The organism is Segatella copri, assembly GCF_026015295.1.
GTDB lineage: Bacteria > Bacteroidota > Bacteroidia > Bacteroidales > Bacteroidaceae > Prevotella > Prevotella copri_C.
Genome location: NZ_JAPDUW010000001.1, coordinates 1,431,175 through 1,456,807, shown reverse-complemented (window position 1 = coordinate 1,456,807; position 25,633 = coordinate 1,431,175). Strand labels below are relative to the sequence as shown.

The following is a 25,633-nucleotide window of genomic DNA, read 5'->3' as shown; positions in this document are numbered from 1 at the left end:
TCATCTCTTTTTTTAATTAACTGCGACAAAGTTATTCATTTAAATCAAGAAAACTGCATTTTTTTTAGGATTTTAATAAGATTAATTCGTTTTTTTGCAAATATTTATCTATCTTTGCGGTGTTTATTGATAATTATATATGGAAAAGAAAAAATTATTTCCAGATTACATATTTGAGTCTAGTTGGGAAGTGTGTAATAAAGTTGGTGGTATCTACACCGTTCTTTCAACACGAGCTAAGACTCTTACGGAAAGGTTAAAGGATCAACTAATCTTCATTGGTCCTGATTGCTGGGGAGACAAGGTGAATCCTTATTTCTCTCAAGATGATACGCTTTATGCGGCGTGGAAAACAGAAGCTCTGAAAGAGGGCTTAAAGGTTAAAGTAGGTAGATGGAATATACCGGGAGAGCCAGTAGCTGTTTTAGTAGATTTCAATCCTTACTATGCTGTTAAAGACCAGATCTATGGACAACTATGGCAGGACTATCAGGTTGATAGTCTTCATGCTTATGGTGACTATGACGAAGCATCGATGTTCTCTTATGCTGCCGCTCTGGTAGTAGAGAGTTTCTACAAACATGTCGTTGGAAAAGGCAAGAAAGTTATCTATCATGGAAATGAATGGATGACAGGACTTGGTGTGCTCTATGTGAACAAGCATCTTCCTGAGGTGGCTACAGTGTTCACCACGCATGCTACAAGTATCGGTCGTAGTATTGCCGGTAATAATAAGCCTCTTTACGATTATCTTTTTGCCTATAATGGTGATCAGATGGCGCAGGAACTCAATATGCAAAGCAAGCATTCTATAGAAAAGCAGACTGCTAAGTATGTTGATTGTTTCACAACAGTGAGTGATATTACTGCCAACGAGTGCAAGGAATTGCTCGATAAACCGGTAGATTTCGTTTTGCCTAACGGATTTGACAATAGTTTTGTACCTAAAGCAAGTACCTTTACAAAGAAACGTAAGGAGGCAAGAAAGCGTTTGCTCGATGTAGCCAATGCTTTGATGGGTACAGATTTGGATGATGATACGCTCATCGTTTCTACCAGCGGACGCTACGAGTTCCGCAACAAGGGTATCGATGTCTATATTGAGGCTATGAACCGACTGCTTCGTGACAACAATTTGAAGAAGAATGTATTGGCATTCATTGACGTACCTGGTTGGGTAGGAGATCCACGTCAGGATCTGTTGGATCGTCTGAATAGCGGTAAGAAGTTTGACACGCCATTGGAGGTTCCGGAGATTACCCATTGGTTGCATAATATGAGTCATGATAATGTATTGGGTATGCTGAAGTACTTCAACATGCATAATAATAAGGAAGACAAGGTGAAACTGATATTCTTACCTTGCTACTTGACAGGCGATGATGGCATTATCAACAAGAGCTACTATGATGTAGTGTTGGGTAATGACCTCTGTATCTATCCTTCTTATTATGAGCCATGGGGATATACTCCATTGGAGGCTGTTGCGTTCAAGGTGCCTTGTATCACCACCGATTTGGCTGGTTTCGGTCTTTGGGCTAACTCAGAGAAGGGAAGTTACAGTGAGATAGAGGATGGTGTGAAGGTTATCAAGCGTACCGACTATAATTATTCTGAGGTAGCTGATGCTATCAAGGATACCGTAGCTAAGTACTCGGGATTCACCAAGACACAGGTGAACAAGTGTCGTAAAAATGCTGAGATTCTTTCAGAAAAAGCATTGTGGAAACACTTTATCGAGTATTACTATGATGCTTATGACTTTGCCCTGCGCAAGGCTGAAGTTCGTATGAAGAAATAATAATCTCTCTCTTGATGGCGTTAGCCATAAAACAAATATTTGGATTCTGCAAGAATCGCTATGTTTGCAAGATAGAAAATATACATCTTAAAAATAAAACACAATGAAAATTAAGGCAGACTATGCTAATGCTCCTCAATGGAAGGAGACAACCATTAAATCAAGCCTTCCTAAGGAGTTGAAGTGCTTGGATGAAATCGCTCACAATATGTGGTGGGCATGGAATTATGAAGGTCGTGACTTGTTCAAGAGTCTTGATCCAGACTTGTACGAGAAGTGTAATGCTAACCCTGTATTGCTCTTGGAACGTTTGAGCTACGACCGCAAGGAGGCTATTGTTAAGGACAAGGAGACAATGGCTAAGGTTAAGAACGTCTATAAGATGTTCCGCGAGTACATGGATGTGAAGCCTAATGCTAAGCGCCCTTCAGTTGCTTACTTCTGCATGGAGTATGGTATCAACCAGGTAGTTAAGATTTACTCTGGTGGTCTTGGTATGCTTGCTGGTGACTACTTGAAGGAGGCATCTGACAGCAACGTGGATATGTGTGCTGTTGGTTTCCTCTACAGATATGGTTATTTCAAGCAGTCTTTGAGTATGGATGGTCAGCAGATTGCTAACTATGATGCCCAGAACTTCAACTCTCTCCCTATCGAGCGAGTATATGATGAGAATGGTAACCCATTGGTAGTTGATGTACCTTACACAAACTATCAGGTACATGCATACGTATGGCAGATGAATGTAGGTCGTATCAAGTTGTATCTTCTGGATACAGATAATGATATGAACTCAGAGTTCGACCGTCCTATCACTCACTCACTCTATGGTGGTGACTGGGAGAATCGCTTGAAGCAGGAAATCTTGCTGGGTATCGGCGGTATCTTGACTTTGAAGAAACTTGGCATCAAGAAGGAGATTTATCACTGCAATGAGGGTCATGCTGCTCTCTGCAACTTGCAGCGTCTCTGCGACTACATCGAGGAGGATGGCTTGAACTTCAACCAGGCTCTCGAGCTGGTTCGTGCTTCTTCTCTCTATACTGTTCATACTCCAGTTCCTGCTGGTCACGACTACTTCGACGAGGCTCTCTTCGGCAAGTACATGGGTGGCTATCCACAGCGCCTTGGTATCTCTTGGGATGAGTTCATCGGTATGGGTCGTGAAAATGCAGATGATCACAACGAGCGTTTCTGCCTCTCTACATTCGCATGCAACACTTGCCAGGAGGTTAATGGTGTAAGTAAGCTTCACGGTTGGGTAAGCCAGCAGATGTTCTCTAACATCTGGAAGGGTTATTTCCCAGAAGAGAACCACGTAGGTTATGTAACCAATGGTGTTCACTTCCCAACTTGGACAGCAACAGAGTGGCGTAAGCTCTACGATACATATTTCGACAAGAACTTCATGAACGACCAGAGCAACGAGGAAATCTGGCATGCCATCTACAAAGTTTCAGATGCAGAAATCTGGAATACCCGTATGACATTGAAGAAGAAGCTCGTAGCTTATATCCGTGAGAAGTTCACCCAGACATGGTTGAAGAACCAGGGTGATCCTGCTCGTGTAGTATCTTTGCTCGAGCGTATCAACCCTAACGCTTTGATGATTGGTTTCTGCCGTCGTTTCGCTACATACAAGCGTGCTCACTTGCTCTTCACCGACTTGGAACGCTTGTCTAAGATCGTTAACGATCCAGAGCATCCAGTATTGTTCTTCTTCTCAGGTAAGGCTCACCCAGCTGATGGTGCAGGTCAGGGCTTGATCAAGAAGATTTTCGAGATCAGTCAGCGTCCTGAGTTCCTCGGCAAGATTATCTTCCTCGAGGATTACGATATGACTTTGGCTCGCCGTCTGGTTTCAGGTGTTGATATCTGGATGAATACTCCTACACGTCCATTGGAGGCTTCTGGTACATCTGGCGAGAAGGCTGAGATGAATGGTGTTGTCAACCTCTCTGTACTTGATGGTTGGTGGGTAGAAGGTTACCGCGAGGGTGCTGGTTGGGCTCTTCCTGAGAAGCGTACATACCAGAACCAGGGTTACCAGGATCAGCTTGATGCTGCTACTATCTACAACCTCTTGGAGAACGACATCATCCCTATGTATTACAACAAGAATAAGGAAGGCTTCAGCAAGGAGTGGATCCAGGTAGTAAAGAACTCTATTGCTACTATCGCTCCTCACTATACAATGAAGCGCCAGTTGGATGACTACTATGATAAGTTCTACAATAAGGAGGCTGCCCGCTTCAAGAAGTTGAGCGCTAACGACAATGCACTTGCTAAGGAGATTGCACTCTGGAAGGAGAGCGTTGCAGAGCGTTGGGATGGTATCCACGTTGTATCTAAGGACGACTGCATGCTGATGGCTGCTGAGACTGGTCAGAAGATCAAGGTTCAGTATGTTATCGATGAGCAGGGTTTGAACGATGCAGTAGGTTTGGAGCTTGTTGTATTGAAGGAGCAGCCAGAGGATGGCAAGCAGGTTTATGCTGTTTATCCATTCAAGATGGTTGGTCACGAGGGTAACAACTTTACATTCGAGGCTGAGATTGAGCCAATCAATGCTGGTTCATTCAAGACAGGCGTACGTATGTATCCTAAGAATGATAAGTTGCCACACCGTCAGGACTTCTGCTACGTGAAGTGGTTGAACTAATATAATAGCGACATTGTCACATTATAAATATATGAATCCTGTATCTCTTTTGGGGATACAGGATTTTTTTGTTTGAAATCGAACAATGAACAGTGTTATTGTAGTTGTGAACAGTGAATTGTGAATTGTGAAAAGTGAATTGTGAAAAGTGAATGTAGATTAGAAACAGGGGAAGAATGGAATCATAAAAAAGGAGTCTTCCTTTTTAAAAGAAAGACTCCTTGTAAACTTGTATGATGATATTTCCTTATACCAGGTACTGGGAAGAGATACTCTCGTTATCCTCAACACGGCGAATGGTTTCTGCAAACATATCTGCAATAGAAATCTGCTTAACCTTTGCGCAACGCTTGGTGTAAGGGATGGAATCAGTGAATACTATCTCCTCAAGAGCTGAATCCTGAACACGCTCAGATGCAGGACCACTCATCACGCAGTGAGATGCACATGCACGAACAGTCTTTGCACCAGCCTGCTTCATGATGTCGGCAGCCTTCGTGATAGTACCGGCTGTATCGACCATATCATCAATGATGACAACATTCTTGTCTTTTACATCACCGATAATCTGCATGCTTGCTACTACATTGGCACGAGCACGGGTCTTGTTGCAGAGCACGAGAGGGCAGCCGAAGTACTTAGCATAAGTGTTGGCACGCTTAGAACCACCAACGTCTGGAGAAGCAATGACCATATCCTTGAGGCGTAAGCTCTGCAGGTATGGCAAAATAACGCCAGATGCATAGAGGTGATCTACAGGAACATCAAAGAAGCCCTGAATCTGGTCGGCATGGAGATCCATGGTGATGAGACGGTCGATACCGGCAACGCTGAGCAAGTCGGCTACCAGTTTAGCGCCGATGCTGACACGTGGTTTGTCCTTGCGATCCTGACGGGCCCATCCGAAGTAAGGAATAACAGCAATAATATTGCGGGCAGAAGCACGCTTTGCTGCGTCGATCATCAGGAGCAACTCCATCAAGTTGTCTGAATTAGGGAATGTGCTCTGTACGAGGAAAACATCGCGTCCGCGGATAGACTCCTCGAAAGATACGCCAAATTCACCATCAGAGAACTTGGTTACAACCAAATTACCCAGTGGGCAACCTAAACTAGCGCAGATTTTTTCTGCAAGGTATCTCGAGTTAGTACCAGAGAATACCAAAAAAGAGTTCTTGTCACTCATTTCTATTAGTGTTTATGTGTATTAATAGTTATTTTTATCTATTTTCATGTAGGGGGATGAATCTTTTTTCGGGAACCTCAGTATTAGCTGATAGCCTTTCTCAATTTCTCGAAGTGAAGAATCAGCTCTTTGAAATCGCGCTCGTTGTGAATGTCGAAACGGTTCCAGAGATCTCCACAGATTACTACTCCTCCAAATCCGAGTTCCTTGGCTATCTTGAGATTTTCCAGACTCATGCCTCCCAAGGCGTATACCTTCTTGTCTATGAGTCCTGCCTTGGCTGCATTCTCAAGCTGCTGCAGATTGAAGGAAGACTTTTCATCTTTAAACTCAATACAGTCGAAGATGTTTTTCAGAAACACATAGTTTGATTTCTTCTTCATCTCTTTCAGCATCGAGAGATCTGTGCAGGTGCGACTGAATTTGCCTTTGTATCCATCCGGTACCGGTGCTAGCGGATCGTCTATATGGATTCCTGCTAAATCATACTCCTGTTTGAGGTAATAATGATCATGAACAGTAATCTTGCGAAGATTGTCTTCAGGCAGTAACGTGAGCAGTCGCTCAGCATACATTGGTGACGAACCTGGCTTGAAAAGATGCAGGTTGTCCATGCCCTCGTCGAACAGCGAGGATAGTATTTTATCTTCTTCCACAAAGAATGTGGACTTGGTCATTATCGCTAATTTCATCGTCAAAATGATTTTTATGATGCAAAAGTATTAAAAAAAACGCAAACTAGCAATTATATTCGGGATAAAAAGCTATCTTTGCACCATAAAATTAATATTTATCAAGTTATGCAAGTAAATTTAGCAAATTTTAATGAGATTCATCGACCAATTTACGTTTTAGAGGAAGAACGTTTGCGACACAATCTGTCGCTCATCAAGAGTGTGGCTGAGCGTGCCGATATGGAAATTATTCTAGCTTTTAAGGCTTATGCTCTTTGGAAGACATTTCCGATTTTCAGAGAGTATATTTCTTCGACCACGGCCAGCTCTCTTAGCGAGGCAAAACTGGCGTATCATGAATTTGGCAGTAAGGCGCATACTTTTTCGCCGGCTTATACCGATTATGAGATTGATGAGATAGCTCAATGCTCAAGTCATCTTACTTTCAACTCGCTTACGCAATATGAGCGATATCATGAACGGGTTCGTAGGGCAAATTCTGACATCAGACTGGGATTGAGAGTAAATCCGGAATATTCTGAAGTCGGAACATTGCTGTATAATCCGTGTGCACCTGGAACCCGATTCGGTGTATCGGCAGATAAATTGCCTCAAACTTTGCCTTCAGATATAGAAGGATTCCATTGTCATTGTCACTGCGAGAGTGGGGCGGATGTCTTTGAACGTACGTTAGCTCATATCGAAGAGAAATTCTCTCCTTGGTTTCCGCAGCTGAAATGGATCAATTTCGGTGGAGGTCATCTGATGACCAGGAAGGATTATGATGTGGAACACCTTATTAATATAATAAAGGGATTTCATCAGCGTTATCCTCATCTTAAAATTATTATGGAACCTGGTAGTGCCTTTGGGTGGCAGACCGGGCCGCTTGTAACTCAAGTAGTAGATGTGGTTGAAGATAAAGGTATCAGGACAGCTATCATAAATGCCAGTTTTACCTGTCATATGCCCGACTGTCTGGAGATGCCGTATATGCCAGCTGTCAGAAATGCAGAAACCTTGGAGGTTGATGATCCGACGAAGGCTCCTGAGGGCGCACATATATATAGAATAGGTGGCAACAGTTGTCTGAGTGGAGATTTTATGGGCTTCTGGAAATTTGACCATGAATTGCAAATAGGCGAGAATGTTATTTTCGAAGATATGCTGCATTACACTACGGTAAAGACAAATACCTTTAATGGAATCACTCATCCATCAATAGGAATCGTACATTTAGATGGAAAATTGGAAACTCTAAGAGATTTCAGCTACGAAGATTATCGCAGTAGGATGGATTAGTATAATTTCTATTTTCCCGATTTTTCTGCCGGATGAGTTTGAAAATCGGCAAAATAAGGCTTAAAATGTGTGTTTTGCTCACTAAAAAGGGCAAAATGCACATTTTTTTTCAAAAAAATCGAAGAAAAGTTTGGTAATTCAGAAAAAAGTAGTACCTTTGCACTCGCATTCAGAGGAACGCTCCTAAGTAATAGGAAAAACTGCGGAAATAGCTCAGTTGGTAGAGCACAACCTTGCCAAGGTTGGGGTCGCGGGTCCGAGTCCCGTTTTCCGCTCATTTTTTTTGGGAAACAACATCAAGTTTTATCTTGGTTAGATAATTGATGACAATATACTTGGAGAGGTGGCGGAATTGGTAGACGCGCTACTTTGAGGGGGTAGTGACAATTGTGTCGTGGGAGTTCGAGTCTCCTCCTCTTCACTGGTATTGTTATCTTACAAGCGGAAATAGCTCAGTTGGTAGAGCACAACCTTGCCAAGGTTGGGGTCGCGGGTCCGAGTCCCGTTTTCCGCTCGATTATTTTTGTATTAAACCAAGATAGGTTTAAGTTTAGGGCCCAAGTGGCGGAATTGGTAGACGCGCACGTTTCAGGTGCGTGTGTTTCACAACGTGCAGGTTCGAGTCCTGTCTTGGGCACAATGTTTAAATTAGCTTAGTGTTGGAGAGGTGGCGGAATTGGTAGACGCGCTACTTTGAGGGGGTAGTGACAATTGTGTCGTGGGAGTTCGAGTCTCCTCCTCTTCACTTTTATTGTTGTTTTATAAGCGGAAATAGCTCAGTTGGTAGAGCACAACCTTGCCAAGGTTGGGGTCGCGGGTCCGAGTCCCGTTTTCCGCTCTTTTTTTTAGAACTCGAGAAACATACCCATTTATGAATTTATATTTAAGATATTTTGATCAGGAGACATTAGTTACTAGTGTTGATGATGCTATTGGTTTTTTAAAGAGTATTCCTGAGATTGAGATGGATGCGGAGCTAGAGGCAGATGTTCGTGAATATGCCGCTAGCGATTTGACGTATCCTAAAAGATATAAGGTACGCCCACGTGTTTATTTTATTGTGATAAAGACTACGGCGCAAACTATGCAGGATTTTAAGGATAAGAAAGCATTGCGTACTCCTACTCCTGCAGAGAGAATGGAGAATCCTGTTGTTGCCAGTTTGGCTCAAGAGGCTCCAGGCTGGTATGAAGGATCACTTGATTTCAAGCGTGTTGTGATGGTACCGGCTACAGGAAAGTTTGAGTACCGTGATACTCATTTCGTTGCGGATGTTAAAGCTGAATCAGGTTTGGATTGTTACAATCGCATCGTAGATTATCTGCGCGATTGTGTAGATTCACGCAGCCAGTTCCCATCTGCAAAAGGTAAGAATTTCCATTTCCGCTATCTGGGAATGTGGAAATAAAATATTCAGAAATTTAAAAGATTCGTGTCATGAACAAGGTTATGCTAATTGGTAATGTAGGTAAAGATCCTGACATTCATTATTTTGAAGCAGATCAGGCAGTAGCTCAGGTCTCTCTCGCAACTACAGAGAAAGGATATACTTTGCCTAATGGTACCCAAGTGCCAGACCATACAGATTGGCACAATCTTGTTTTTTATCGTGGGCTTGCAAAGGTAGTAGAGAAGTATGTGCATAAGGGTGACCGCCTTTATGTGGAAGGAAGAATCCGCTACCGCTCCTATGATGACAAGCAGGGTAGAAGACAATATATTACAGAAATCTATGTAGATAATATGGAGATGTTGAGTACTCGCCCTGCTACTAGAGAACAATAATTATTAATTTTTAGCTCAGAAATTGGATATATCCACCATAACTGATGCCTTTGGTGATGTGATGCTGATGCAGCCTTCCGCCGGGGTTATTGTAGCTGCTGTACTTGCAGCTATATTGTTAGGCATGTCTGCTTTTGCCAGTGGTTCCGAAATTGCTTTTTTCAGTTTATCACCAACTGATGTTGCGGAACTTGAGGATGAAAAGACTGATGCCGATAAGAAAATACAGATGTTGCGTGATGATTCTGAACGTACGTTGGCTACCATTTTGATAACCAATAATTTTGTGAATGTCACAATCATCATGCTCCTTAATTATGTATTCGCAGGAATCGTAGAGTTTGGTCCTAAAGCTTATTGGCTTCAGTTCCTGATTATTACGGTTATTCTTACTTTCTTGCTTTTGCTTTTTGGTGAGATTATGCCGAAAGTGTATGCCCGTCAGGATTCTCTGAAGTTCTGTCGTCGGTGCGTAGGGGGAATTCTGTTTGCCAGAAAGTTGTTTTGGCCTTTAGAAACTATCTTGCTGAAAAGTGGTATTCTTGCAGAAAAGATTATACAGAAGGAAAATCATGTGCTGAGTGTTGATGACTTGGAACAGGCTCTTGAACTGACTGATAAGAATGATATCAAGGACGAGCAGAGCATGCTGAAGGGTATCATCCGCTTTGGCGATGAAACAGCCAAGGAGGTGATGACCAGCCGACAGAATATTGTTGACCTGGATATCCGTAGTTCTTATCCAGAAGTATTAAAGTGCATTGAAGAGAATAATTACAGTCGTATTCCTGTTTATCAGGATAATACAGATAATATTCGTGGTGTACTGTATATCAAGGACTTATTGCCTCATCTTACGAAGTCTTCCAACTTCCGTTGGCAGAGCCTGATTCGTCCTCCTTACTTTGTTCCTGAAACCAAGAAGATAGATGATCTGCTTCGCGAGTTCCAGGACAACAAGGTTCATATCGCCATTGTTGTAGATGAGTTCGGAGGAACATCGGGTATTGTTACTCTCGAAGATATTCTGGAGGAAATTGTAGGTGAAATCAATGATGAATACGATGAGGAGGAGAAGTTCTACTCGAAATTAAATTACAACACCTTTATCTTTGAAGGTAAAACGCTTCTTTCTGATTTCTGCAAAATCCTGAATGTAGATGACGAAGAGTTCGAGGAGGTTGAGGGCGATGCTGATTCTCTGGCTGGTCTGCTCTTGGAAATTAAGGGCGATTTCCCAAGTATGCACGAGAAGATAGATTATAAGAACTATACTTTCGAGGTTATGCAGATAGAGGAGCGTCGCATCAGCAAGATTAAGGTGACGGTACATCCTTTGAAAGATAACGTGGAGGATTCTTCTAAGTAATCATCAGTATTCATCAATATCAGAATATAAAAAATATGGCAGTTGTCAATATACGAGAAGTTTATCCGGGAGTGAGTCTTGGTTTATGGCAGATGGATGAAACTGTAGAACAGTTGTTCGGGCAGTATCCTCATCTGCAGGCTTACCGCTCTCAGGTGGAAGAGAAATATAAGAACGATGGCAGGAAACTGGAGTTTCTTGCCATTCGTGCATTAATGTATGAGATGCTCAAGACGAACGGGGCTTCCAAGGGCTTGCTTTCTCATGCGGGTGACATTACCCACAACGAGGCTGGCAAGCCATTGTTCCGTGGTTATCATATCAGCGTTTCGCATACCAAGGGTTACGCTGCGCTTATCCTTTCCAAAAATCAGGAAGTGGCGGTGGATATCGAATACTTCAGCGATAGGGTAGAGCGCATCGCATCCAAATTCCTGCGCAAGGATGAGAAGGCGGAAGATCTGGATGCCAAGCTGGTGCATTGGTGTGCCAAGGAAACGGTCTTCAAGTTATTCTCTGAAGAAAAACTGATGTTTGAGGATATGCGGGTGAAGCCGTTTGATACGATGGCAGACTGGTCGTGTGATGTGGAGAATCTCAAGAGCAGAAAGACGGCGCATGTAGATTTCGAGTTAACTATGGATTTTGTATTGACTTATGCTGCGCTGTAATATCCTGTCCATCTTTCTGGCATTCAGCTTGCTGGCTGGGGCACAGGATTGGAAAGTAGTGAGAGAGAATCCCCAGAAGGCTTTTCCGAAAACCGTGACTGCGGGCAACTACAGTGGCATTGCTCATCTGCATGATGATATCTATGCGGTGGTAAGCGACAAGTCGGATAGTGCCCTGTACTTCAACTTCCGGATTCAGGTGAATCCCAAGACCGGCGAACTGGAACAGGTAGAGAACCTTGGGGTTACCGAGAGAACAGATGGAACGCTGAACGACGGAAAGTTTTGGCAGGGGCAGGAGAAAGGCTTTGACCACGAAGCCATCGTGAAGGCTTCTGATTCTACCTTGGTGATAACAAGCGAAGGATATTGCCGTTTAAAGGAGTATCCTGTTCTGCCTATTTCGGCTAATGCTCCCAAGATTAGCTATCATCAGAACCTTTGGGAGAGCAGATGGCCTTCTTCTGATTTTTATCCAAATTATAATTTTGAGTCTCTGGCTTTTGATTCCGTCCGTCAGTATCTCTGGACGATTTCTGAGAGCACGCTCCGCAAAGACGGACAGCCTGCTACTCCTCAAAACGGATTGGCCAACCAGCTTCGTTTGATGAGGTATGATTGGGGAAAGATAAAGGAAAATCGTAACAAGGAAAATAATGGCAAGGAAGACTGTAGCGAGCAAGAGAGTAGCAAGAAAGCCTCTCGTTACATGACAGCCTATGCCTATCAGATGGATCAACCTTCTACCCATAAGAAAGCAGATTTCTATGTGATGGGTGTGAGTGAGCTTTGTGCCTTGCCCGATGGACAGCTTCTGGTTTTGGAGCGTGAGGTCTTTATCCCGAAGATTAAGATTGGTGCTTTCTGCAAGTGCAAGCTCTATCTGATCAATCCTTTGAATTCTGAGGAGTTTGCTTTGAAAGAGAAGTTTTCATCATATACTCCTTTCTTGAAGAAGAGATTGCTCGCGGAATGGAAAACCGGCTTATCGCTTTCCAAGCGTTCCTTTGCCAATTACGAAGGTATGTGTCTGGGACCCAAGTTGGAAGATGGTTCCCAGGTTGTCATCCTGCTGTCTGATTCGCAGGATCAATATGCGGGAGTATTGAAAGACTGGTTCAAGACGATTGTCATCAGAAAGGAATAAAGTTGTTATGTTGTAATCCTCAATCTCGTCCATAACCATCTAGGAATGAGTCGCCAGAGGAAGACGAGTATATCATATCTCCAGTCTATTACCTTAACTTCCTTTCCGTTTTCGATGGCACTTACGATATGCTTCGCCACATCTTCCGGTTTGAGTTGCAGCGGATAGCTGCTGCCTGCGATAAGGTCGGTCTTTACGAAGCCTGGTCGGATATCTGTGATGGCGATGGGAAGATGACGCATCCGTGCCTGCTGCGACAGGCATTCCAGATAATGGTTCTGGAATCGCTTGGTGGCAGAGTAGGCAGGGGCAGCACCGAGACCTTTGGTTCCGGCGATGGAAGTGATGCAGGCAATGCGGGCTTTTGAATTGTTCTGATGATGAGTAGCAAACCAGTTGAATGCCGTATCTACCATTCTTGTGAATCCTAAGCCGTTGGTTTCCACAGTCTTATACTCCTTTTCTATATCCAGTGTATTATTCTGCCAGCCAATGCCGGAACTATGGAAATACAAGTCCATGCCTCCCAACTTATCGATGAGTTCCTGAAGTTGGGCAGGAGCATCGGGAGAAGTCACGTCTATTTGCTGATAGCAGGTAATGCCGCCCTGCGAAATCAGAGCCTGCAATCTTTCGATTCTTCTTCCGGCAATTCCTACCTGCCATCCTTTTGCAGCAAGCAGTTTTGCCACTTCCATTCCGATGCCCGATGTGGCACCCATTACAATTGCTTTCTTTGCCATATAGTCCTATTATATAAGGTGAAATCTTGATATTCCTATTTTATAGAGGTGAAGTCTTGTCTAACTCTATCTAAACATCTAAATCGCTTTTACTCTTCAGCAGGTCTTCCGCCTTCTTCACGCTTCCTGATTCCAGAATCAGCTGTTTCACTTCTTCGTAGTCCGTATATTGCGGATTGCGTTCCATGAAGATGCGGCAGGCACGGTCGATGAGTTTATGATTGATAAGCTTGGCGTTCACCATCTTGTTGCCTTCCACCCGTCCTTGGCGAATCTGGAGAGAAGTGCTGATCATATCCAGAATCATCTTCTGCGAAGAACCGGCTTTCATGCGGGTACTTCCCGTTACGAATTCTGGTCCCGTGATGACTTCTACAGGATAATCTGCAGCCTGGGCGATAGGAGCGTGGGGATTGTTGACGATGCAACCCGTAGGAATACCTGCCTCCTTGCAATGCTGCAAGATGGAAAGCACGAAGGGGGTTGTGCCGCTTGCCGAGAAACCGAGTACGAAATCCTGCTCTGAGATATGCTTGTCGCAGAGCTGGTGCCAACCATTCTCCAGGTCGTCTTCTCTGGATTCCCTGGTTTGCGTAAGGCAGCCGATGCCTCCGGGGAAGATGGCTTGTATCTGTGAACCGTCGATGCCATAGGTGTTCTGCACTTCGATGGTATCGAGCGTAGCCAGTCTTCCGCCCGTTCCGCAACCGGCATAGAAGAGTCTACCACCCTTCTTCAGCTGCCCTTCGATGGCGGAAATCAGTTGGTTGATGGCGGGTAATGCTTGTTCTATTGCCACAGCCACCTTCTTGTTTTCTGCATTGATATGAGCGGTGAGTTCATCTACGCTCATCTTTTCCAGATGTTCGTAGAGCGAGCTCTGCTCTGTTATTCTCTTTTCTTCTTTATTTGGCATATTACCTTATCTTTAGGGGGTAGATTTAATGTAATGAAGCTTAGATGGTCGCGGAGGATATGGCTTGCAGTCATCTAGAGAGTTCTATCATGATGAGACCTATCATCCGATGGGCTCCTATTCTTCTGCCAGGAAATAAACCGGCGCATTCCGGGAACCTTCTTTTATCAGAAATCCGGATTTTTCCAGTTTCTTCAGCCAGTTGAGTGCTGTCTGTTTACGGATATGAAATTCCGCTTCCAGTACTTTTCTGTTAATGGAACGGTTATGCTTCAGATACTCTCTTATTTTCTCCTTCAATGCATCTTCAGAGAAAGGGTAGGAGCGGGAAGTATATTGTGATTTCTCGAAATGGGTATTATATTTCACCTGTTTCAACAGGTCTGCATTGGGGCGAAACTTGATGCCTCTTACGCTTACATATTCAGCTCTCACTTTATTGTCGGGTTTCAGGTCATCCATATCCAGATCTACCGAGAGCGAGAGATAACCTATTTCCGGAATGTTGACACGTCTTCCCTCCTGCAGGTCTTCTTCTATGATATCACGCAGTTTCATGAGTACGGACGAAACTTCTCCTTCTCCCAGACAGCTATGTCTGGCGATTCGGCTGATCATCTCCTTGTCAGTCATAGCTGTTTGCTCAAAGATATGGGCGAATCGGCGAGTCTCTTCATTTCCTCCAGCATTGGGAAGATAATGTATTTCATATTTAATAGCCATCGTTTTCTTCTTTCTGTTTAGCGATACAAAGGTAATCTTTTATTCTTAAACTACCAAATAAAAATGGCACTAATATGGATGAGCGGTTTGATTGATACGAATGAGCGGTGCTATTGATGTGGGTTAGAACTGCTTATCAATAGGAATAAGCATCGTAAGAAGCCTTTATAAGTTGTCGGAAGAAGTAGGATAAGTTGTTGGAACAGTAAGTATATGTTGCCGGGAAAGTCACTTCCGTCAGTCGCACAACAGCTGTTGTGCGCTTGCATATCAGCTGTTATGCGCTTGCACAACACGTGTTGTGCGAGCGTAAAACAGTTGTTGTGCAGTAAAATTTGTAACTCCCTTTATCATATTGCAATTCCTTCCTTATTTCGTGATGAAATAATAAGGTGTATTTAGGCGTTGTGAGAGCTGTTTGCTGGCATCTAAAGAAGAAAAAAGGTAAGGTTTAATAGAAGTTTTTCGATGAAAAGTGTGCTCGTTTCAATAATTTGTTGTATCTTTGCAAGTGGATTTGGCTACTGCCATTTCCAAGACATCGTTGGTAAACAAAAGCATTCGCTATTATTTCGCGTTCAGCCAAAAGCCTCGGAAACTTATTGGAAATAACGTAACAAGGAATAATTGTGATAAGGTATTCGGTATGGGATGCCTTAGTCTACATATGTATTAGCAATGCACCATCGCTATAGGCGTGGTGTATTCTTATTATGTAGACTGAGGTTTCCATTCCGAGGCTGCCTCATAGCTGAACGCAATAAGAGCATCACGCCCTTTTTGCGTCTTGGCGTGATTGATAGTTAGTGCTTGTAACTCATTAATTATCAATTAAAATATTATGGCAAAAAGAACCATAGATAAAGCTAAGGCAGCTAAAAAAGATGAATTCTACACGCAGCTAGAAGACATCAATAATGAACTCCGTCATTACCGTGAACATTTTCGTGGTAAGACAGTATTATGCAATTGTGATGATCCTCGTGTAAGTAACTTTTTTACTTATTTCGCATACAACTTTGAGTTTCTTGGTTTGAAGAAACTTATCACTACTTGCTATAAAAATCAAGATATGGATTTGTTCAGTATGAATAAAAGTGAGCAAGCTGTATTTCTTGTTTATGAAGGTGACAAAAATGGAAATCATATTCCTGATGCGGAAGAAATAGGAGTGAAGCCATTAAAGGGTGATGGTGATTTCCGCAGTAAAGAGTGTATTGAACTTCTGAAAGAAGCAGATATTGTAGTAACTAATCCCCCTTTTTCTTTGTTTCGTGAGTATGTGGCTCAATTGCTGGAATATGATAAAAAGTTCTTGATTATAGGGAATAAAAATGCTCTTACTTATAAAGAGATTTTTCCATTGATCCAAGAAAATAAACTATGGACTGGGTATAGGGGCTTTTCTGGTGGAATGTGGTTTAAAGCTAATTATGAAGGTAAAACGGAAAAAAATATCCATGGTGAAAAGATAATAAATGTCCCTTCTATTTGGTATACAAATTTAGATATTCAAAAACGTCATGAAGATTTAATCCTCTATAAGACATATTCGCCTAACGCTTACCCGAAATACATCAATTATGATGCTATTGAGGTGTCAAAGACAGAACTGATACCATATGATTATGATGGAGTTATGGGAGTGCCTATTACTTTTATGGATAAGTATAATCCTGAACAGTTCGAAATTATAGGCATAGGTAATGGAGGTGAATTGGGGGTAGAGTGTGGTGTAAGTGCTAACCTTACTGTCGAACAATGTGCAGCTTTATTTCGTGAAGATAAAAGTTTTCGCAAAGGTAAGTTGTGCTATCGCAATGAAACAGGAAAATTAGTTGGTTGTTATGCCAGAATATTAATCAAGAAAAAATAAGAGTCAATTATGGATATAAAACCAAAACAAATAGCAGTTCGTGACCTTATAGCAGGTTATACGAATGATCCCAATCATGGTGTTTATGGTTATCATGGTAAGTTGAATATTCGCCCACCTTATCAGCGTGAGTTTCGTTATGAACTCAAACAACAGCAAGCTGTGATAGAGACAATCCTCAAAGGATACCCTCTTAATATCATGTATTGGAGTGTTGTGGATGATGGAAGTTATGAAATGATAGATGGTCAGCAACGTACTCTGTCCATTTGCGAATATTATCTACATGGTTTCAATATCGTTGATAAAGACCGTCCAGTTCTTTACTTTGACAATCTTACGGAAAAAGAGAAAAAGGATTTTCTTGACTATGAATTGACTGTATATTTCTGTACTGGCACAGACAAGGAAAAACTTGATTGGTTTCGTGTGATTAATATAGCTGGAGAACGTTTGCTTGACCAAGAGTTGCGTAATGCAGTGTATGTTGGTCCTTTTGTAACAGATGCTCGTCGCTATTTCAGTAAAAATGGTTGTGCGGCTTATAAGGTCGGTGGTGATTATATGACTGGCAAACTGGAGGAACAAGCGTATCTTGAGACAATACTAAAATGGGCAGCTCGTCATGATGGAATACAAGATTCAGCCCCAATTGATAAGTATATGGCGATTCATCAATACGATCCAAACGCCAATCAGCTTTGGGCTTATTATATGCAGGTGATCACTTGGGTGAAAACAACTTTCAAGAAATACCGAAAAGAAATGAAAGGCTTAGACTGGGGTGCTATGTTTGATGAGTTTGGAAGCAACATATATGATACGGAGCAACTAGAGTCCGAAATTCATCGACTGATGGAGGATGATGAAATAATGAAGAAAGCAGGCATCTATCATTATGTGCTGAGTGGTGATTTGCGCGATTTAAGTTTCCGTACTTTTGATAAGAAACAGAAACGTGAGGCTTATGAGCGACAAAAAGGAATCTGTGCCCATTGTGGTAAACCTTTTAAGTTAGAAGAAATGGAAGCAGACCACATTACTCCATGGTGTGAAGGTGGAACGACTGTTGCCGAGAATTGTCAAATGCTTTGTCGTACTTGTAATAGAATAAAAGGAGGAAAATAAATGATGGATTTGAGCTTTTATAACAATGGACATAAAGAGGTATTTTATGAAAAAGGTCTGATGGAAAGACCAATACGTCGGAAACGATAAAAGAACCTAAGCACCCTTCAGTAGTGGTATCTGTAATACGAGTTGCTCATCGAACAACTGAAGGGTGTTTTTGCAATCACATTAATTGCTTTTTAGCCATTTCTGACACTAAATCTATTAGTTCCTTAGCTGGCTCGACCAATGGAAGTACCTCTGTTTCCATATCAAGAATATGACGGTCTTCATAGTCGCCAGTTAATCGTAAGGAGAAAAGCTGATTGAAAGTCTTGCCATACTTTTTGTCAATGATGTTGTTCCTCAAAAAGACTTTTCCAAACATTTGGATTACGCCATTATGAGTGCTAGCTTCATACTTGTAAGAAATGAGTAAAGCAGAAACAGCATAGTAAGCAGCATAGTATAAACGATTGGCTGCAGTTTCGACATAACCATTTTCTATGGAGCCAATAGCTTCATTATATGTTCGATATGCTTTTTCTAGTCTATATTTTACAATTTCGGTTCTGTCAGTGTCTGTAAGTTGTCCCTTTATCATATTGCAATTCCTTCCTTATTTACGTTATGATTGAATAAGGTATAATGGTTCTCCTCCCATTCTTTTTGGGAGAAGAGTACAGGGTTGATGATTTCATCAATATCCCAGCCTAATTCTCTTAGTGGATAAGAATACTTATCGTAATCTTGAAGCGTAACTTTTGGTTTGTCTAGAAGAATCAATACATCCCAATCACTTCCTTCATGTTCTGTACCTCTAGCGCGGGAACCAAACAAGATAGCTTTTGCATGAGGATCAATCTCATGCAATCTATTGTGCATTGCTTCTATAATTCGTTTCTTCTCCATATCTATCAATATTAATATATGTGTTGCAAAAATACGAGTTTTCTTTCTAATCACCAAATTTTTAACATAAAATTCGGTCTAATATCTTAAAATATGCGTTTGGTGAGATTTCTAATCTCCATTGTGTCAATAGCTTCGTCCGATAAATAGGTTGTGCTTGTAGATAAGGTTCCAGAAGCTTATCTTATTCTTTTCATCACCAAATCTGCGAGCACGATGGCGGATTCCTTCTCATCCCTAGGTGCATCCTTTGACTTCCATGCCACGATGAAGCGGATTCGGGCAGCGGTTACCTTGTAGCCTTTCAACTCCCATTTGCCTAGTTTCTCTTTCATCTTGATGGAGAGCTGGGCTATGTCTCTGCCTGTTGATGGGAGACAGAGGCAATAGTCGTGGTATGTTAGCGGCATACCGCTTCTCAAGGAAAGGATAGCATCCTTGTGAGGCTTGGAGAAGCCCAGGTTTACATCCTTGTGTGAGAGCTGAAGTACTATTTCGTTCGGCTCATCGTAGGCTTGGGCATCATAGAGATGCTGGGCACTTTTCAGGCTGTCGAAGAGATTGCCGTTGGTGTGGATGGCAAGCGTATGCTTGACACGTGTCATACCCACATAGTATCGGCGCAGTATGTCGTCTGTAGGATGCTCGGGATGGGTAATGAGCATCAGTACATGGTCGAACTCATGGCCTTTTGCCTTGTGGATGGTGCTGACCACGATGTCTGATTTCGAGATGTCACAGAAGTCTTCTACTGATGATTCGAACACGAACTCCCTCAGGTCGCTGTAGTACTTGGCACGATTGGTCTGCTCAAATATCTGAAGGCTGCGGCGCAGGTATGGCAATGCCTGGCTGGTGGCATACTTTTGGAATGTCAGCTGCTTGGTTGTTTCCCAAATATCATCAGGGATGATAGGGGATTTCGTTTCCTTGATGCCTTGGTCTATCTTCTTTAAAAAGTATCTTACCTCTGCCAGATTCCAGAAGCGCAAGCCGTCCATTGATTGCACCAGCTTGGCCTTGATGCCATGGCTGTGAAGAAGAGCCAGCATGATGACTGCCTCTTCATTGGTCTGCGTGAGGATACTGATGGTTTCGTTCTTCTTGCGGGAAGATGCATCGGCTTCTTTTGAAGAGTTACTTCCAAGTAATCGCATAACATCTTCAAGAATAGGCTGATACATATAAACCTTTTTCTCCTGAATCTCGTATGGATGCTTCACGATTCTTACCTCTCCATCTTCTTGACTCATGGAGATGATAGGGGTAGATTTGATTCGCTGACGGATGTTGCGGGCAAAGTCGTTGGCTGCATCCACGATGTGGCGAAGGCTGCGGTAATTCTCCGTCATCTCGATGAAACGGCTGTGCTCTGTCTGGGTCAGTTCATAGAGATACTGCGAGTTGGAACCCCTAAACTCATAGATGTTCTGGTCATCATCGCCTACGGCAATCACCCTCATCTCTTCGTTGGCTTTCATCAGAGCAGAGACAAGGGCATAGTCATCCTTGCTCATGTCTTGTGCCTCGTCAATAACGAGCACGGTCTTGCTGATGCGATTAGGCTCCACTTCTCCATTGTTAATCATTTCGGCGGCTTGCTTAACCACATCTCCAGCCTCATCCAGATTGCCAACTCTGCCCAGCAGGTCGAAGCAGTAGGAATGGAAGGTCTTGATCTCTACGAAATGGGCGGCATTGCCGATGAGTTGCATCAGTCGCTGCTTGAATTCGGTAGCGGCTGCACGAGAGAAAGTGAGCATTAGGAGTTGTTCGTGCTTTACATCTTCCAGCAGCAGGAGAGAGGCAAGCTTATGTACGAGCACACGTGTCTTGCCGCTGCCAGGACCGGCAGCGACTACGATGCAGCGAGACTCGTGGTCGTCGATGATTTCCTTCTGTCTCTTGGAGAGCATTCCGAAGAGTTTCTTATACTTCGAAGGTGTTACGTTGCGCTCTATCTCAGTCTCCCGGTTGCCCTTGAAGTACTTTAAGATGAAGCGGTGGTAGTCCATCTGGAAATAATCCTGCACATATTGCAGGGCGGCGTCATAATCCCTTACCATCAGGTTGGCATATTCGCCCACGATGTGAATCTGTTGAATCTTCTGCTTGTAGAATTCATTGAGCATGCGGTAATCCTCCTGCTTATAGTGGAGGCGAGGTTCCTTGATGCGTTTAATTGCCATCGCATTGTAGAGTACCAGGAATCCTCCTTCCAGCTTCATGGCTCCTATCTTGGAGAGATAGAGCAAGGCTTCCTCCACGTCTTCCAACTGTAGGGAAGAGAAGTCGGAAAAGAGTGACTGGTTGCTGGATTTCAGATCGTTCAGAAGTTCAACTACCGAGAATTGAAGAGGTTTCTCTTTTGAATCTACAGAAGAGCTATTGTTGCTCTCTTCTGTTATAGTTTTACTGTTTTCTTCAGCCAGGCTGTATAGTCTTTCAATGATGAATCGGCAAACCTCAATTCGTCTTTCGAATCGCTTGATGATGGTCTCTATGTCCTTGTCTCTTGTTACGATGAGATTGCGGACGCCGTCTTCCTTCTTGTGCGCATAGCCCTTCACTGCCAGGAAGTATAGCAGTGTGCGGATTTTCTTTTCTGTTGAAGTATTGATGCCGTCGTGTACGGCATTGTCATTGAGTTGCTTGTATGTGATATGCAGCGATTCATCCGGGATATGTTCCAGAATGTATCTTTCCAGTTTGGCGAAGTTTTCCAGCATCTGCTGAGGCTTTCGTTGCTTGTCGCTGATGTCTTGCAGATAGGCTGATATGTCACGGGTATCGGCAAGGATGCCTTCCTGTCGCATTCTGTCAACGGAAGAGATGACGTCTCGCTTGCTGAGTCCTAAGATGTCGGCGAGGTAATCGATGCGGGATTCAGCCTCGCTATCCTGTGCCTTGGCTATATGCTTCTGGGTGATGAGCGACTTGATGATGCGGATGGCATTCTTCATCTCATCTTCCGAGAACAGGGGTGATTCGGTGAGGCGCAGTCTTGCCTCGTCCATGTTTTTGACAGTGATACCTGTGGCATAGACGTGCGGAATATTGTTGCCACGCTCTATGTATCCGCTCTGTTCTAGAGCAGATAGGGCGGTGCGAACACGGGTTTCTATGTCGGATACCGAGTCATCCCAACCGGCTTGGCGGGCTATCTCCAGTGCCGAACAACTTACATGTGGGCGCTGCTTGGTAAAATCCTTAATGGCTTTCCATACCTGTTGTATCTCGCTGATGCTCAGCTTGGTTTGGTTGAGCAGGATGAAGTGCTTGTCCAAGTCCTCGTCGCTATAGAGTACATAGCATTTGGCATTGAGGTGTGGGTCTCTTCCTGCACGTCCTGCCTCCTGTACATAGTTCTCCAGAGAGTCGGAGATGTCGTAGTGGATAACCAGCCCCACATCGCTCTTATCTACTCCCATGCCGAAGGCGGAGGTGGCAACGATGATTCTAACCTTATCGCTCATGAAGGCATCCTGATTGTGTATCTTCTCGTCGGCATCCATCTTGCCATTATAGGGCAGGGCGGATATGCCGTCACGTGTCAGTTTTTGGGCGAGTTCACGGGTTCGCTTGGTGCGGGATACGTAGATGATGGTAGGGCAATCTGCCTGTTCCACCAGCGAGCGCAGTAGATTGTATTTGTTGCCGTCACTATCTACGTGGATAACGGAATAGTGCAGGTTGGTACGTGAGGCTGATGAGGCGAAGAGCTGGAGGTCGGTACCCAGCCAATGCTTGAAATAGTCGCAGATGTCCTGCACCACCTTCTGTTTTGCAGTGGCGGTGAAGCAAGATACGGGTATCAGGGTTTGACCATGATTGCGGACCATAGCATCTTTGCCAAACTTACGTTCCTGGTATTCCTTGATAAACTTGCCGATGTATAGGTAATCTACACGGAAGTCTTGTCCCCATGCAGAGAAGCAGTGAGCTTCATCAATGACGAATCTCACCACATGCCGTGCCATCAGAATGCGCTCGATGGTTTTGGAGCGCAACATCTCTGGTGCTATATATAATAAGGTGGCATCTCCACTCTGCACTCGTTCGATGGCTAGGGAGCGGGAGATAGGGTCGAGGAGACCGTTGATGGTTACGGCATCGGTGAAACCGCGGTCTGCGAGGTTATCTACCTGGTCTTTCATCAATGATTGCAGAGGCGAGATAACCACGGTGAGTCCATGTATGGTTCTGCCATCCATCAGGGCTGGCAACTGGAAGGTGAGCGACTTGCCGCCACCCGTAGGAAATATCGCCAATAATGACTTACCATCTACTGCTGCCTGCGATGCCTGTTCCTGCAGCGGTTCGCCGTCATAGGTACGGAAGGCATCATAGCCGAAGAGCTGTTTCAGGTTGTGATGAATGTCGAGCATGCGGTTGCAATACTCGCAGCCATCGGTGCATTGGGTATGGCAGAGCATATAGATGATATGTTCTACTTCGGGATAATGGAAGAGTACCCAACCTGGGGTTACAGATTGGTAATCGTCTGTGCCTATGAGGGCCAAGGCGTATGCCAAGCCGCAAGGAGACTGGGCTGCAAGAGCCGGAATGTCGGCATGGGCGCAAATATGATTTTTGTATTCAGAAAGAATGAATTCTGAAACTTCTATGATTGCATCATCCTTTTCGATGGCTCCCACATACATCAGAAATCCTCTGAATTCCTCTTCATTCTGGAGCAGCAAGGTGAAGATTTTCCTCTTCCTTTCTGATAATTGATTCCATGCAGCGATTTCATCCATCAAAAGCTCCTTGGCTTTCTCGCAGTCGTTGACAGGATTGTTCATCTGCTCGCTCATCAGTTTGTCGTCCTTTACCAGATGATGGTAAGGGCGCTTGGGGAAGAGGAGTGGGGAGAGATAGAGGGTATCTATCAGTATGCCGTTGAGTTGGAGATAGCGGGCATCGTGATGAATGAGGTTATGACCGCAGATATAGTCAACCTTTCCTTCTTGCAGGAACTTGTTCAGTGCCGTCTGCGATGCTTGGTGAAAGGTGGCTCCGTCATAACGCAATGCTCCGATGTCGTGTATTTTATGGTCTTTCAGTCCCACTTCGGTATCCACGAAGGCAATGTTCCTGCTTCTGGCATATTTCTTCTTGATGTCAGAACTTACGGTGAGATTGTTTTTCCTTTCAAAGAGGCGACTGAATATTGACATAATCTTCGATGTTTATATTTCCACCGCAAATGTACAATTATTATTTGATATATGCAAATAATCAAGTGCTTTTATCTTCTTAGAAAGCAGTTTTTATACAATTCCAAGAGGCTCATGAGGATATCTTCAAGGCTGATTAATATGCACCTAAAACCTTCCAGTCGTCTATGAGTTTGAACAGTCGGGGCATGGCTGGCTTGTAACTGTCGGGATAGGTGAGGGAATAGACGAAGAGTATTCTGCCACTTTTGATGAATTTATCATAATGACTGTAGCCATCTATTCTTACTCCGTTTTCAAAGACAGGACCGGAGAGGATGAATGCTTTATTCGATGCCTGCATCGTCCGCTCCGAATGAAGCTTCTGGGCTAGAGAATCGGCACAAGCCTGAAGGGTGTTGCTATAGTTGGGGGTAACGTAACTCTCCAGGATGATGTTGGCATGATTAGTGAATGAGAAGCGGGCATAGCCCTGGTATCCCGATACCGAAGTATCCTCCTGCTGGAAGAAGCAAGGATACTTGACAACGTAGCCGAAGTCCGGATCATTGTATTCCTTCATGGGCGCCATCTCTACCTTGGTCTTGAAATCCGCCATCGGTGTTTGCTGCTCTTTCGTAACCTCATGGTGATAGTTGATGATGAAGTTTATCATCATCAGCAAGACAACTGCTATCAAAAAAATCTTCTTCATATCTTTGCTTCTTTTGTATTTTAGCTGCAAAGGTATGAAGAAGATGGGAAAAAGCCAAATAACAAGTATGACATTTGGCTGACATTTCTGAAATTATCTGATTATCAGTTGGTAAGACTTGCCTCTTTCCGACTCAATCATGAGGTTGCTATTCTGCTCAATCACCGGTTTGATACGGCGAATCAAGGTATAGAGCGTTTCACTGGCATCCGGTTTCTTGGGCCAAAGAGCATCACAAATCTCCTGTTTGGAGAGTTGATGATGCGTATTGTTGAAGAAGAGTTGCATCAGCTGGTGCTGCATCGGAGTAAACTTGATGGCTTGTCCGCTTTCCTGATTGTAGAAGGAATCCTCGTCTTGAGAATAGCACATGGTGCCGAACATATCAGCCTCATGATTCCAGGGTTGTTTTCTGCGATGATAGTATAGCGATGCAATTGCCCAAATCATAGCCATGAGAGTAAGCGTCAAAGATGTCCGCTGGTTGCTCATACTCAAAACATCTGCCATCGAACAGTTAGCATAACTTTGGATAGAATGCTCGTTGAGAAGCATCTCTTTGCTGCTGAGCAGGTTGGCGCTATTTACCAGCTGGGAATTGTTTTTGCCTCTTCTTCTGTCTTCCATCACATAGCAGAGATTACTGGTCGATTTCAGCAGGTCGATGCTGAGATGTGAGCGGTAGCTCTGGATGGTATCAGGCGTAATCCATTGATATTTATTTTCCTGAAGAGTCAGAGCCAAAGCTTTGTTCATATCTTGTACAATGGCATACTGTGCCTTACGGTAGTTACTCACGCTGGAGAATGCCGCAGACATCACAAGGATGGCAAAGATGAGGATGGAATGATATGCTTTCAGTTTCATATTATCTATTCTGTT

The 25,633-nt window shown here is 43.6% G+C and carries 20 protein-coding genes and 6 tRNA genes; 16 read left to right on the top strand and 10 right to left on the bottom strand.

Features of this window, described 5'->3' with window-relative positions; genetic code table 11:
- Window positions 1-139: 139 nt before the first annotated feature.
- Complete coding sequence (locus tag ONT18_RS06335; RefSeq protein WP_264904549.1) at window positions 140-1,801, top strand: glycogen/starch synthase; 1,662 nt, start codon at window positions 140-142, stop codon at window positions 1,799-1,801.
- A gap of 103 nt (window positions 1,802-1,904) precedes the next feature.
- Window positions 1,905-4,463: an alpha-glucan family phosphorylase gene (glgP, locus tag ONT18_RS06330; RefSeq protein WP_119237078.1), complete on the top strand. Its 2,559-nt coding sequence runs from the start codon at window positions 1,905-1,907 to the stop codon at window positions 4,461-4,463.
- 247 nt (window positions 4,464-4,710) lie between these two features.
- Here the strand turns inward: glgP and ONT18_RS06325 are convergent, their stop codons facing one another.
- Entirely contained in the window at window positions 4,711-5,649 is a 939-nt protein-coding gene (locus tag ONT18_RS06325) for a ribose-phosphate pyrophosphokinase (protein ID WP_264904548.1), read from the bottom strand.
- Between the two features lie 83 nt (window positions 5,650-5,732).
- Entirely contained in the window at window positions 5,733-6,341 is a 609-nt protein-coding gene (locus ONT18_RS06320) for a thiamine phosphate synthase (RefSeq protein ID WP_264904547.1), read from the bottom strand.
- Window positions 6,342-6,449: 108 nt separating this feature from the next.
- On the opposite strand from ONT18_RS06320, the gene nspC reads away from it, so the two are divergent.
- The 12 genes from nspC to ONT18_RS06260 all read left to right on the top strand — a co-directional run bounded on the left by nspC (window position 6,450) and on the right by ONT18_RS06260 (window position 12,597).
- On the top strand, window positions 6,450-7,625 hold the full coding sequence (nspC, locus tag ONT18_RS06315) for a carboxynorspermidine decarboxylase (RefSeq protein ID WP_264904546.1): 1,176 nt from the start codon (window positions 6,450-6,452) through the stop codon (window positions 7,623-7,625).
- 202 nt (window positions 7,626-7,827) lie between these two features.
- Window positions 7,828-7,900 (top strand) — tRNA-Gly (locus ONT18_RS06310).
- Window positions 7,901-7,962: 62 nt separating this feature from the next.
- Window positions 7,963-8,046, top strand: a tRNA-Leu gene (locus tag ONT18_RS06305).
- A 20-nt stretch (window positions 8,047-8,066) separates the two neighbouring features.
- Window positions 8,067-8,139, top strand: a tRNA-Gly gene (locus ONT18_RS06300).
- 41 nt (window positions 8,140-8,180) lie between these two features.
- Window positions 8,181-8,262 (top strand) — tRNA-Leu (locus ONT18_RS06295).
- A 24-nt stretch (window positions 8,263-8,286) separates the two neighbouring features.
- Window positions 8,287-8,370, top strand: a tRNA-Leu gene (locus tag ONT18_RS06290).
- 20 nt (window positions 8,371-8,390) lie between these two features.
- A tRNA-Gly gene (locus ONT18_RS06285) sits at window positions 8,391-8,463 on the top strand.
- 33 nt (window positions 8,464-8,496) lie between these two features.
- The gene (locus tag ONT18_RS06280) at window positions 8,497-9,033 is read left to right on the top strand and encodes a hypothetical protein (RefSeq protein WP_006849491.1); all 537 of its coding nucleotides are present in this window, start codon (window positions 8,497-8,499) and stop codon (window positions 9,031-9,033) included.
- Between the two features lie 29 nt (window positions 9,034-9,062).
- Window positions 9,063-9,410: a single-stranded DNA-binding protein gene (locus ONT18_RS06275; RefSeq protein ID WP_006849490.1), complete on the top strand. Its 348-nt coding sequence runs from the start codon at window positions 9,063-9,065 to the stop codon at window positions 9,408-9,410.
- Window positions 9,411-9,471: 61 nt separating this feature from the next.
- Complete coding sequence (gene gldE / locus ONT18_RS06270) at window positions 9,472-10,779, top strand: gliding motility-associated protein GldE (RefSeq protein ID WP_194257030.1); 1,308 nt, start codon at window positions 9,472-9,474, stop codon at window positions 10,777-10,779.
- Between the two features lie 35 nt (window positions 10,780-10,814).
- The gene (locus tag ONT18_RS06265) at window positions 10,815-11,450 is read left to right on the top strand and encodes a 4'-phosphopantetheinyl transferase superfamily protein (RefSeq protein ID WP_264904545.1); all 636 of its coding nucleotides are present in this window, start codon (window positions 10,815-10,817) and stop codon (window positions 11,448-11,450) included.
- Complete coding sequence (locus ONT18_RS06260) at window positions 11,437-12,597, top strand: esterase-like activity of phytase family protein (RefSeq protein ID WP_264904544.1); 1,161 nt, start codon at window positions 11,437-11,439, stop codon at window positions 12,595-12,597. Before ONT18_RS06265 ends, ONT18_RS06260 begins: the two co-directional genes overlap by 14 nt.
- 5 nt (window positions 12,598-12,602) lie before the next feature.
- Here the strand turns inward: ONT18_RS06260 and ONT18_RS06255 are convergent, their stop codons facing one another.
- The 3 genes from ONT18_RS06255 to ONT18_RS06245 form a co-directional block, all read right to left on the bottom strand.
- A complete protein-coding gene (locus ONT18_RS06255) occupies window positions 12,603-13,340 on the bottom strand; it encodes an SDR family NAD(P)-dependent oxidoreductase (protein ID WP_264904543.1) in 738 nt (245 codons plus the stop codon).
- A 70-nt stretch (window positions 13,341-13,410) separates the two neighbouring features.
- The gene (locus tag ONT18_RS06250) at window positions 13,411-14,256 is read right to left on the bottom strand and encodes an N-acetylmuramic acid 6-phosphate etherase (protein ID WP_264904542.1); all 846 of its coding nucleotides are present in this window, start codon (window positions 14,254-14,256) and stop codon (window positions 13,411-13,413) included.
- A 117-nt stretch (window positions 14,257-14,373) separates the two neighbouring features.
- Window positions 14,374-14,979 carry an HU family DNA-binding protein gene (locus ONT18_RS06245; protein ID WP_264904541.1) on the bottom strand — a complete coding sequence of 202 codons (606 nt, stop codon included), beginning with the start codon at window positions 14,977-14,979 and terminating at the stop codon, window positions 14,374-14,376.
- Window positions 14,980-15,820: 841 nt separating this feature from the next.
- On the opposite strand from ONT18_RS06245, the gene ONT18_RS06240 reads away from it, so the two are divergent.
- Together ONT18_RS06240 and ONT18_RS06235 are read left to right on the top strand one after the other, a co-directional pair.
- A complete protein-coding gene (locus ONT18_RS06240) occupies window positions 15,821-16,855 on the top strand; it encodes an adenine-specific methyltransferase EcoRI family protein (RefSeq protein ID WP_264904540.1) in 1,035 nt (344 codons plus the stop codon).
- A gap of 9 nt (window positions 16,856-16,864) precedes the next feature.
- Window positions 16,865-17,983, top strand: coding sequence for an HNH endonuclease family protein (locus ONT18_RS06235; RefSeq protein ID WP_254963903.1), 1,119 nt, complete (start codon window positions 16,865-16,867; stop codon window positions 17,981-17,983).
- A 166-nt stretch (window positions 17,984-18,149) separates the two neighbouring features.
- On the opposite strand, the gene ONT18_RS06230 is transcribed toward ONT18_RS06235, so the two are convergent.
- The 5 genes from ONT18_RS06230 to ONT18_RS06210 all read right to left on the bottom strand — a co-directional run bounded on the left by ONT18_RS06230 (window position 18,150) and on the right by ONT18_RS06210 (window position 25,618).
- A complete protein-coding gene (locus tag ONT18_RS06230; protein ID WP_264904539.1) occupies window positions 18,150-18,569 on the bottom strand; it encodes a HEPN domain-containing protein in 420 nt (139 codons plus the stop codon).
- Complete coding sequence (locus tag ONT18_RS06225; RefSeq protein WP_089544510.1) at window positions 18,566-18,877, bottom strand: nucleotidyltransferase domain-containing protein; 312 nt, start codon at window positions 18,875-18,877, stop codon at window positions 18,566-18,568. The genes ONT18_RS06230 and ONT18_RS06225 overlap by 4 nt, the downstream gene beginning before the upstream one ends.
- A gap of 179 nt (window positions 18,878-19,056) precedes the next feature.
- Complete coding sequence (locus tag ONT18_RS06220) at window positions 19,057-24,057, bottom strand: RecQ family ATP-dependent DNA helicase (protein WP_264904538.1); 5,001 nt, start codon at window positions 24,055-24,057, stop codon at window positions 19,057-19,059.
- Window positions 24,058-24,193: 136 nt separating this feature from the next.
- A complete protein-coding gene (locus tag ONT18_RS06215; protein WP_264904537.1) occupies window positions 24,194-24,751 on the bottom strand; it encodes a hypothetical protein in 558 nt (185 codons plus the stop codon).
- Window positions 24,752-24,844: 93 nt separating this feature from the next.
- Window positions 24,845-25,618: a winged helix-turn-helix domain-containing protein gene (locus ONT18_RS06210; protein WP_264904536.1), complete on the bottom strand. Its 774-nt coding sequence runs from the start codon at window positions 25,616-25,618 to the stop codon at window positions 24,845-24,847.
- Window positions 25,619-25,633 lie beyond the last annotated feature (15 nt).

Coding starts and splice junctions, on each gene's coding strand:
- ONT18_RS06245 (WP_264904541.1), bottom strand. CDS start 14,979: ATGGCTATTAAATATGAAATACATTATCTTCCCAATGCTGGAGGAAAT.
- ONT18_RS06240 (WP_264904540.1), top strand. CDS start 15,821: ATGGCAAAAAGAACCATAGATAAAGCTAAGGCAGCTAAAAAAGATGAA.
- ONT18_RS06335 (WP_264904549.1), top strand. CDS start 140: ATGGAAAAGAAAAAATTATTTCCAGATTACATATTTGAGTCTAGTTGG.
- ONT18_RS06320 (WP_264904547.1), bottom strand. CDS start 6,341: ATGAAATTAGCGATAATGACCAAGTCCACATTCTTTGTGGAAGAAGAT.
- ONT18_RS06250 (WP_264904542.1), bottom strand. CDS start 14,256: ATGCCAAATAAAGAAGAAAAGAGAATAACAGAGCAGAGCTCGCTCTAC.
- ONT18_RS06275 (WP_006849490.1), top strand. CDS start 9,063: ATGAACAAGGTTATGCTAATTGGTAATGTAGGTAAAGATCCTGACATT.
- ONT18_RS06255 (WP_264904543.1), bottom strand. CDS start 13,340: ATGGCAAAGAAAGCAATTGTAATGGGTGCCACATCGGGCATCGGAATG.
- nspC (WP_264904546.1), top strand. CDS start 6,450: ATGCAAGTAAATTTAGCAAATTTTAATGAGATTCATCGACCAATTTAC.
- ONT18_RS06260 (WP_264904544.1), top strand. CDS start 11,437: ATGCTGCGCTGTAATATCCTGTCCATCTTTCTGGCATTCAGCTTGCTG.
- ONT18_RS06210 (WP_264904536.1), bottom strand. CDS start 25,618: ATGAAACTGAAAGCATATCATTCCATCCTCATCTTTGCCATCCTTGTG.
- ONT18_RS06230 (WP_264904539.1), bottom strand. CDS start 18,569: ATGATAAAGGGACAACTTACAGACACTGACAGAACCGAAATTGTAAAA.
- ONT18_RS06225 (WP_089544510.1), bottom strand. CDS start 18,877: ATGGAGAAGAAACGAATTATAGAAGCAATGCACAATAGATTGCATGAG.
- ONT18_RS06220 (WP_264904538.1), bottom strand. CDS start 24,057: ATGTCAATATTCAGTCGCCTCTTTGAAAGGAAAAACAATCTCACCGTA.
- ONT18_RS06325 (WP_264904548.1), bottom strand. CDS start 5,649: ATGAGTGACAAGAACTCTTTTTTGGTATTCTCTGGTACTAACTCGAGA.
- gldE (WP_194257030.1), top strand. CDS start 9,472: ATGCTGATGCAGCCTTCCGCCGGGGTTATTGTAGCTGCTGTACTTGCA.
- ONT18_RS06235 (WP_254963903.1), top strand. CDS start 16,865: ATGGATATAAAACCAAAACAAATAGCAGTTCGTGACCTTATAGCAGGT.
- ONT18_RS06280 (WP_006849491.1), top strand. CDS start 8,497: ATGAATTTATATTTAAGATATTTTGATCAGGAGACATTAGTTACTAGT.
- ONT18_RS06215 (WP_264904537.1), bottom strand. CDS start 24,751: ATGAAGAAGATTTTTTTGATAGCAGTTGTCTTGCTGATGATGATAAAC.
- ONT18_RS06265 (WP_264904545.1), top strand. CDS start 10,815: ATGGCAGTTGTCAATATACGAGAAGTTTATCCGGGAGTGAGTCTTGGT.
- glgP (WP_119237078.1), top strand. CDS start 1,905: ATGAAAATTAAGGCAGACTATGCTAATGCTCCTCAATGGAAGGAGACA.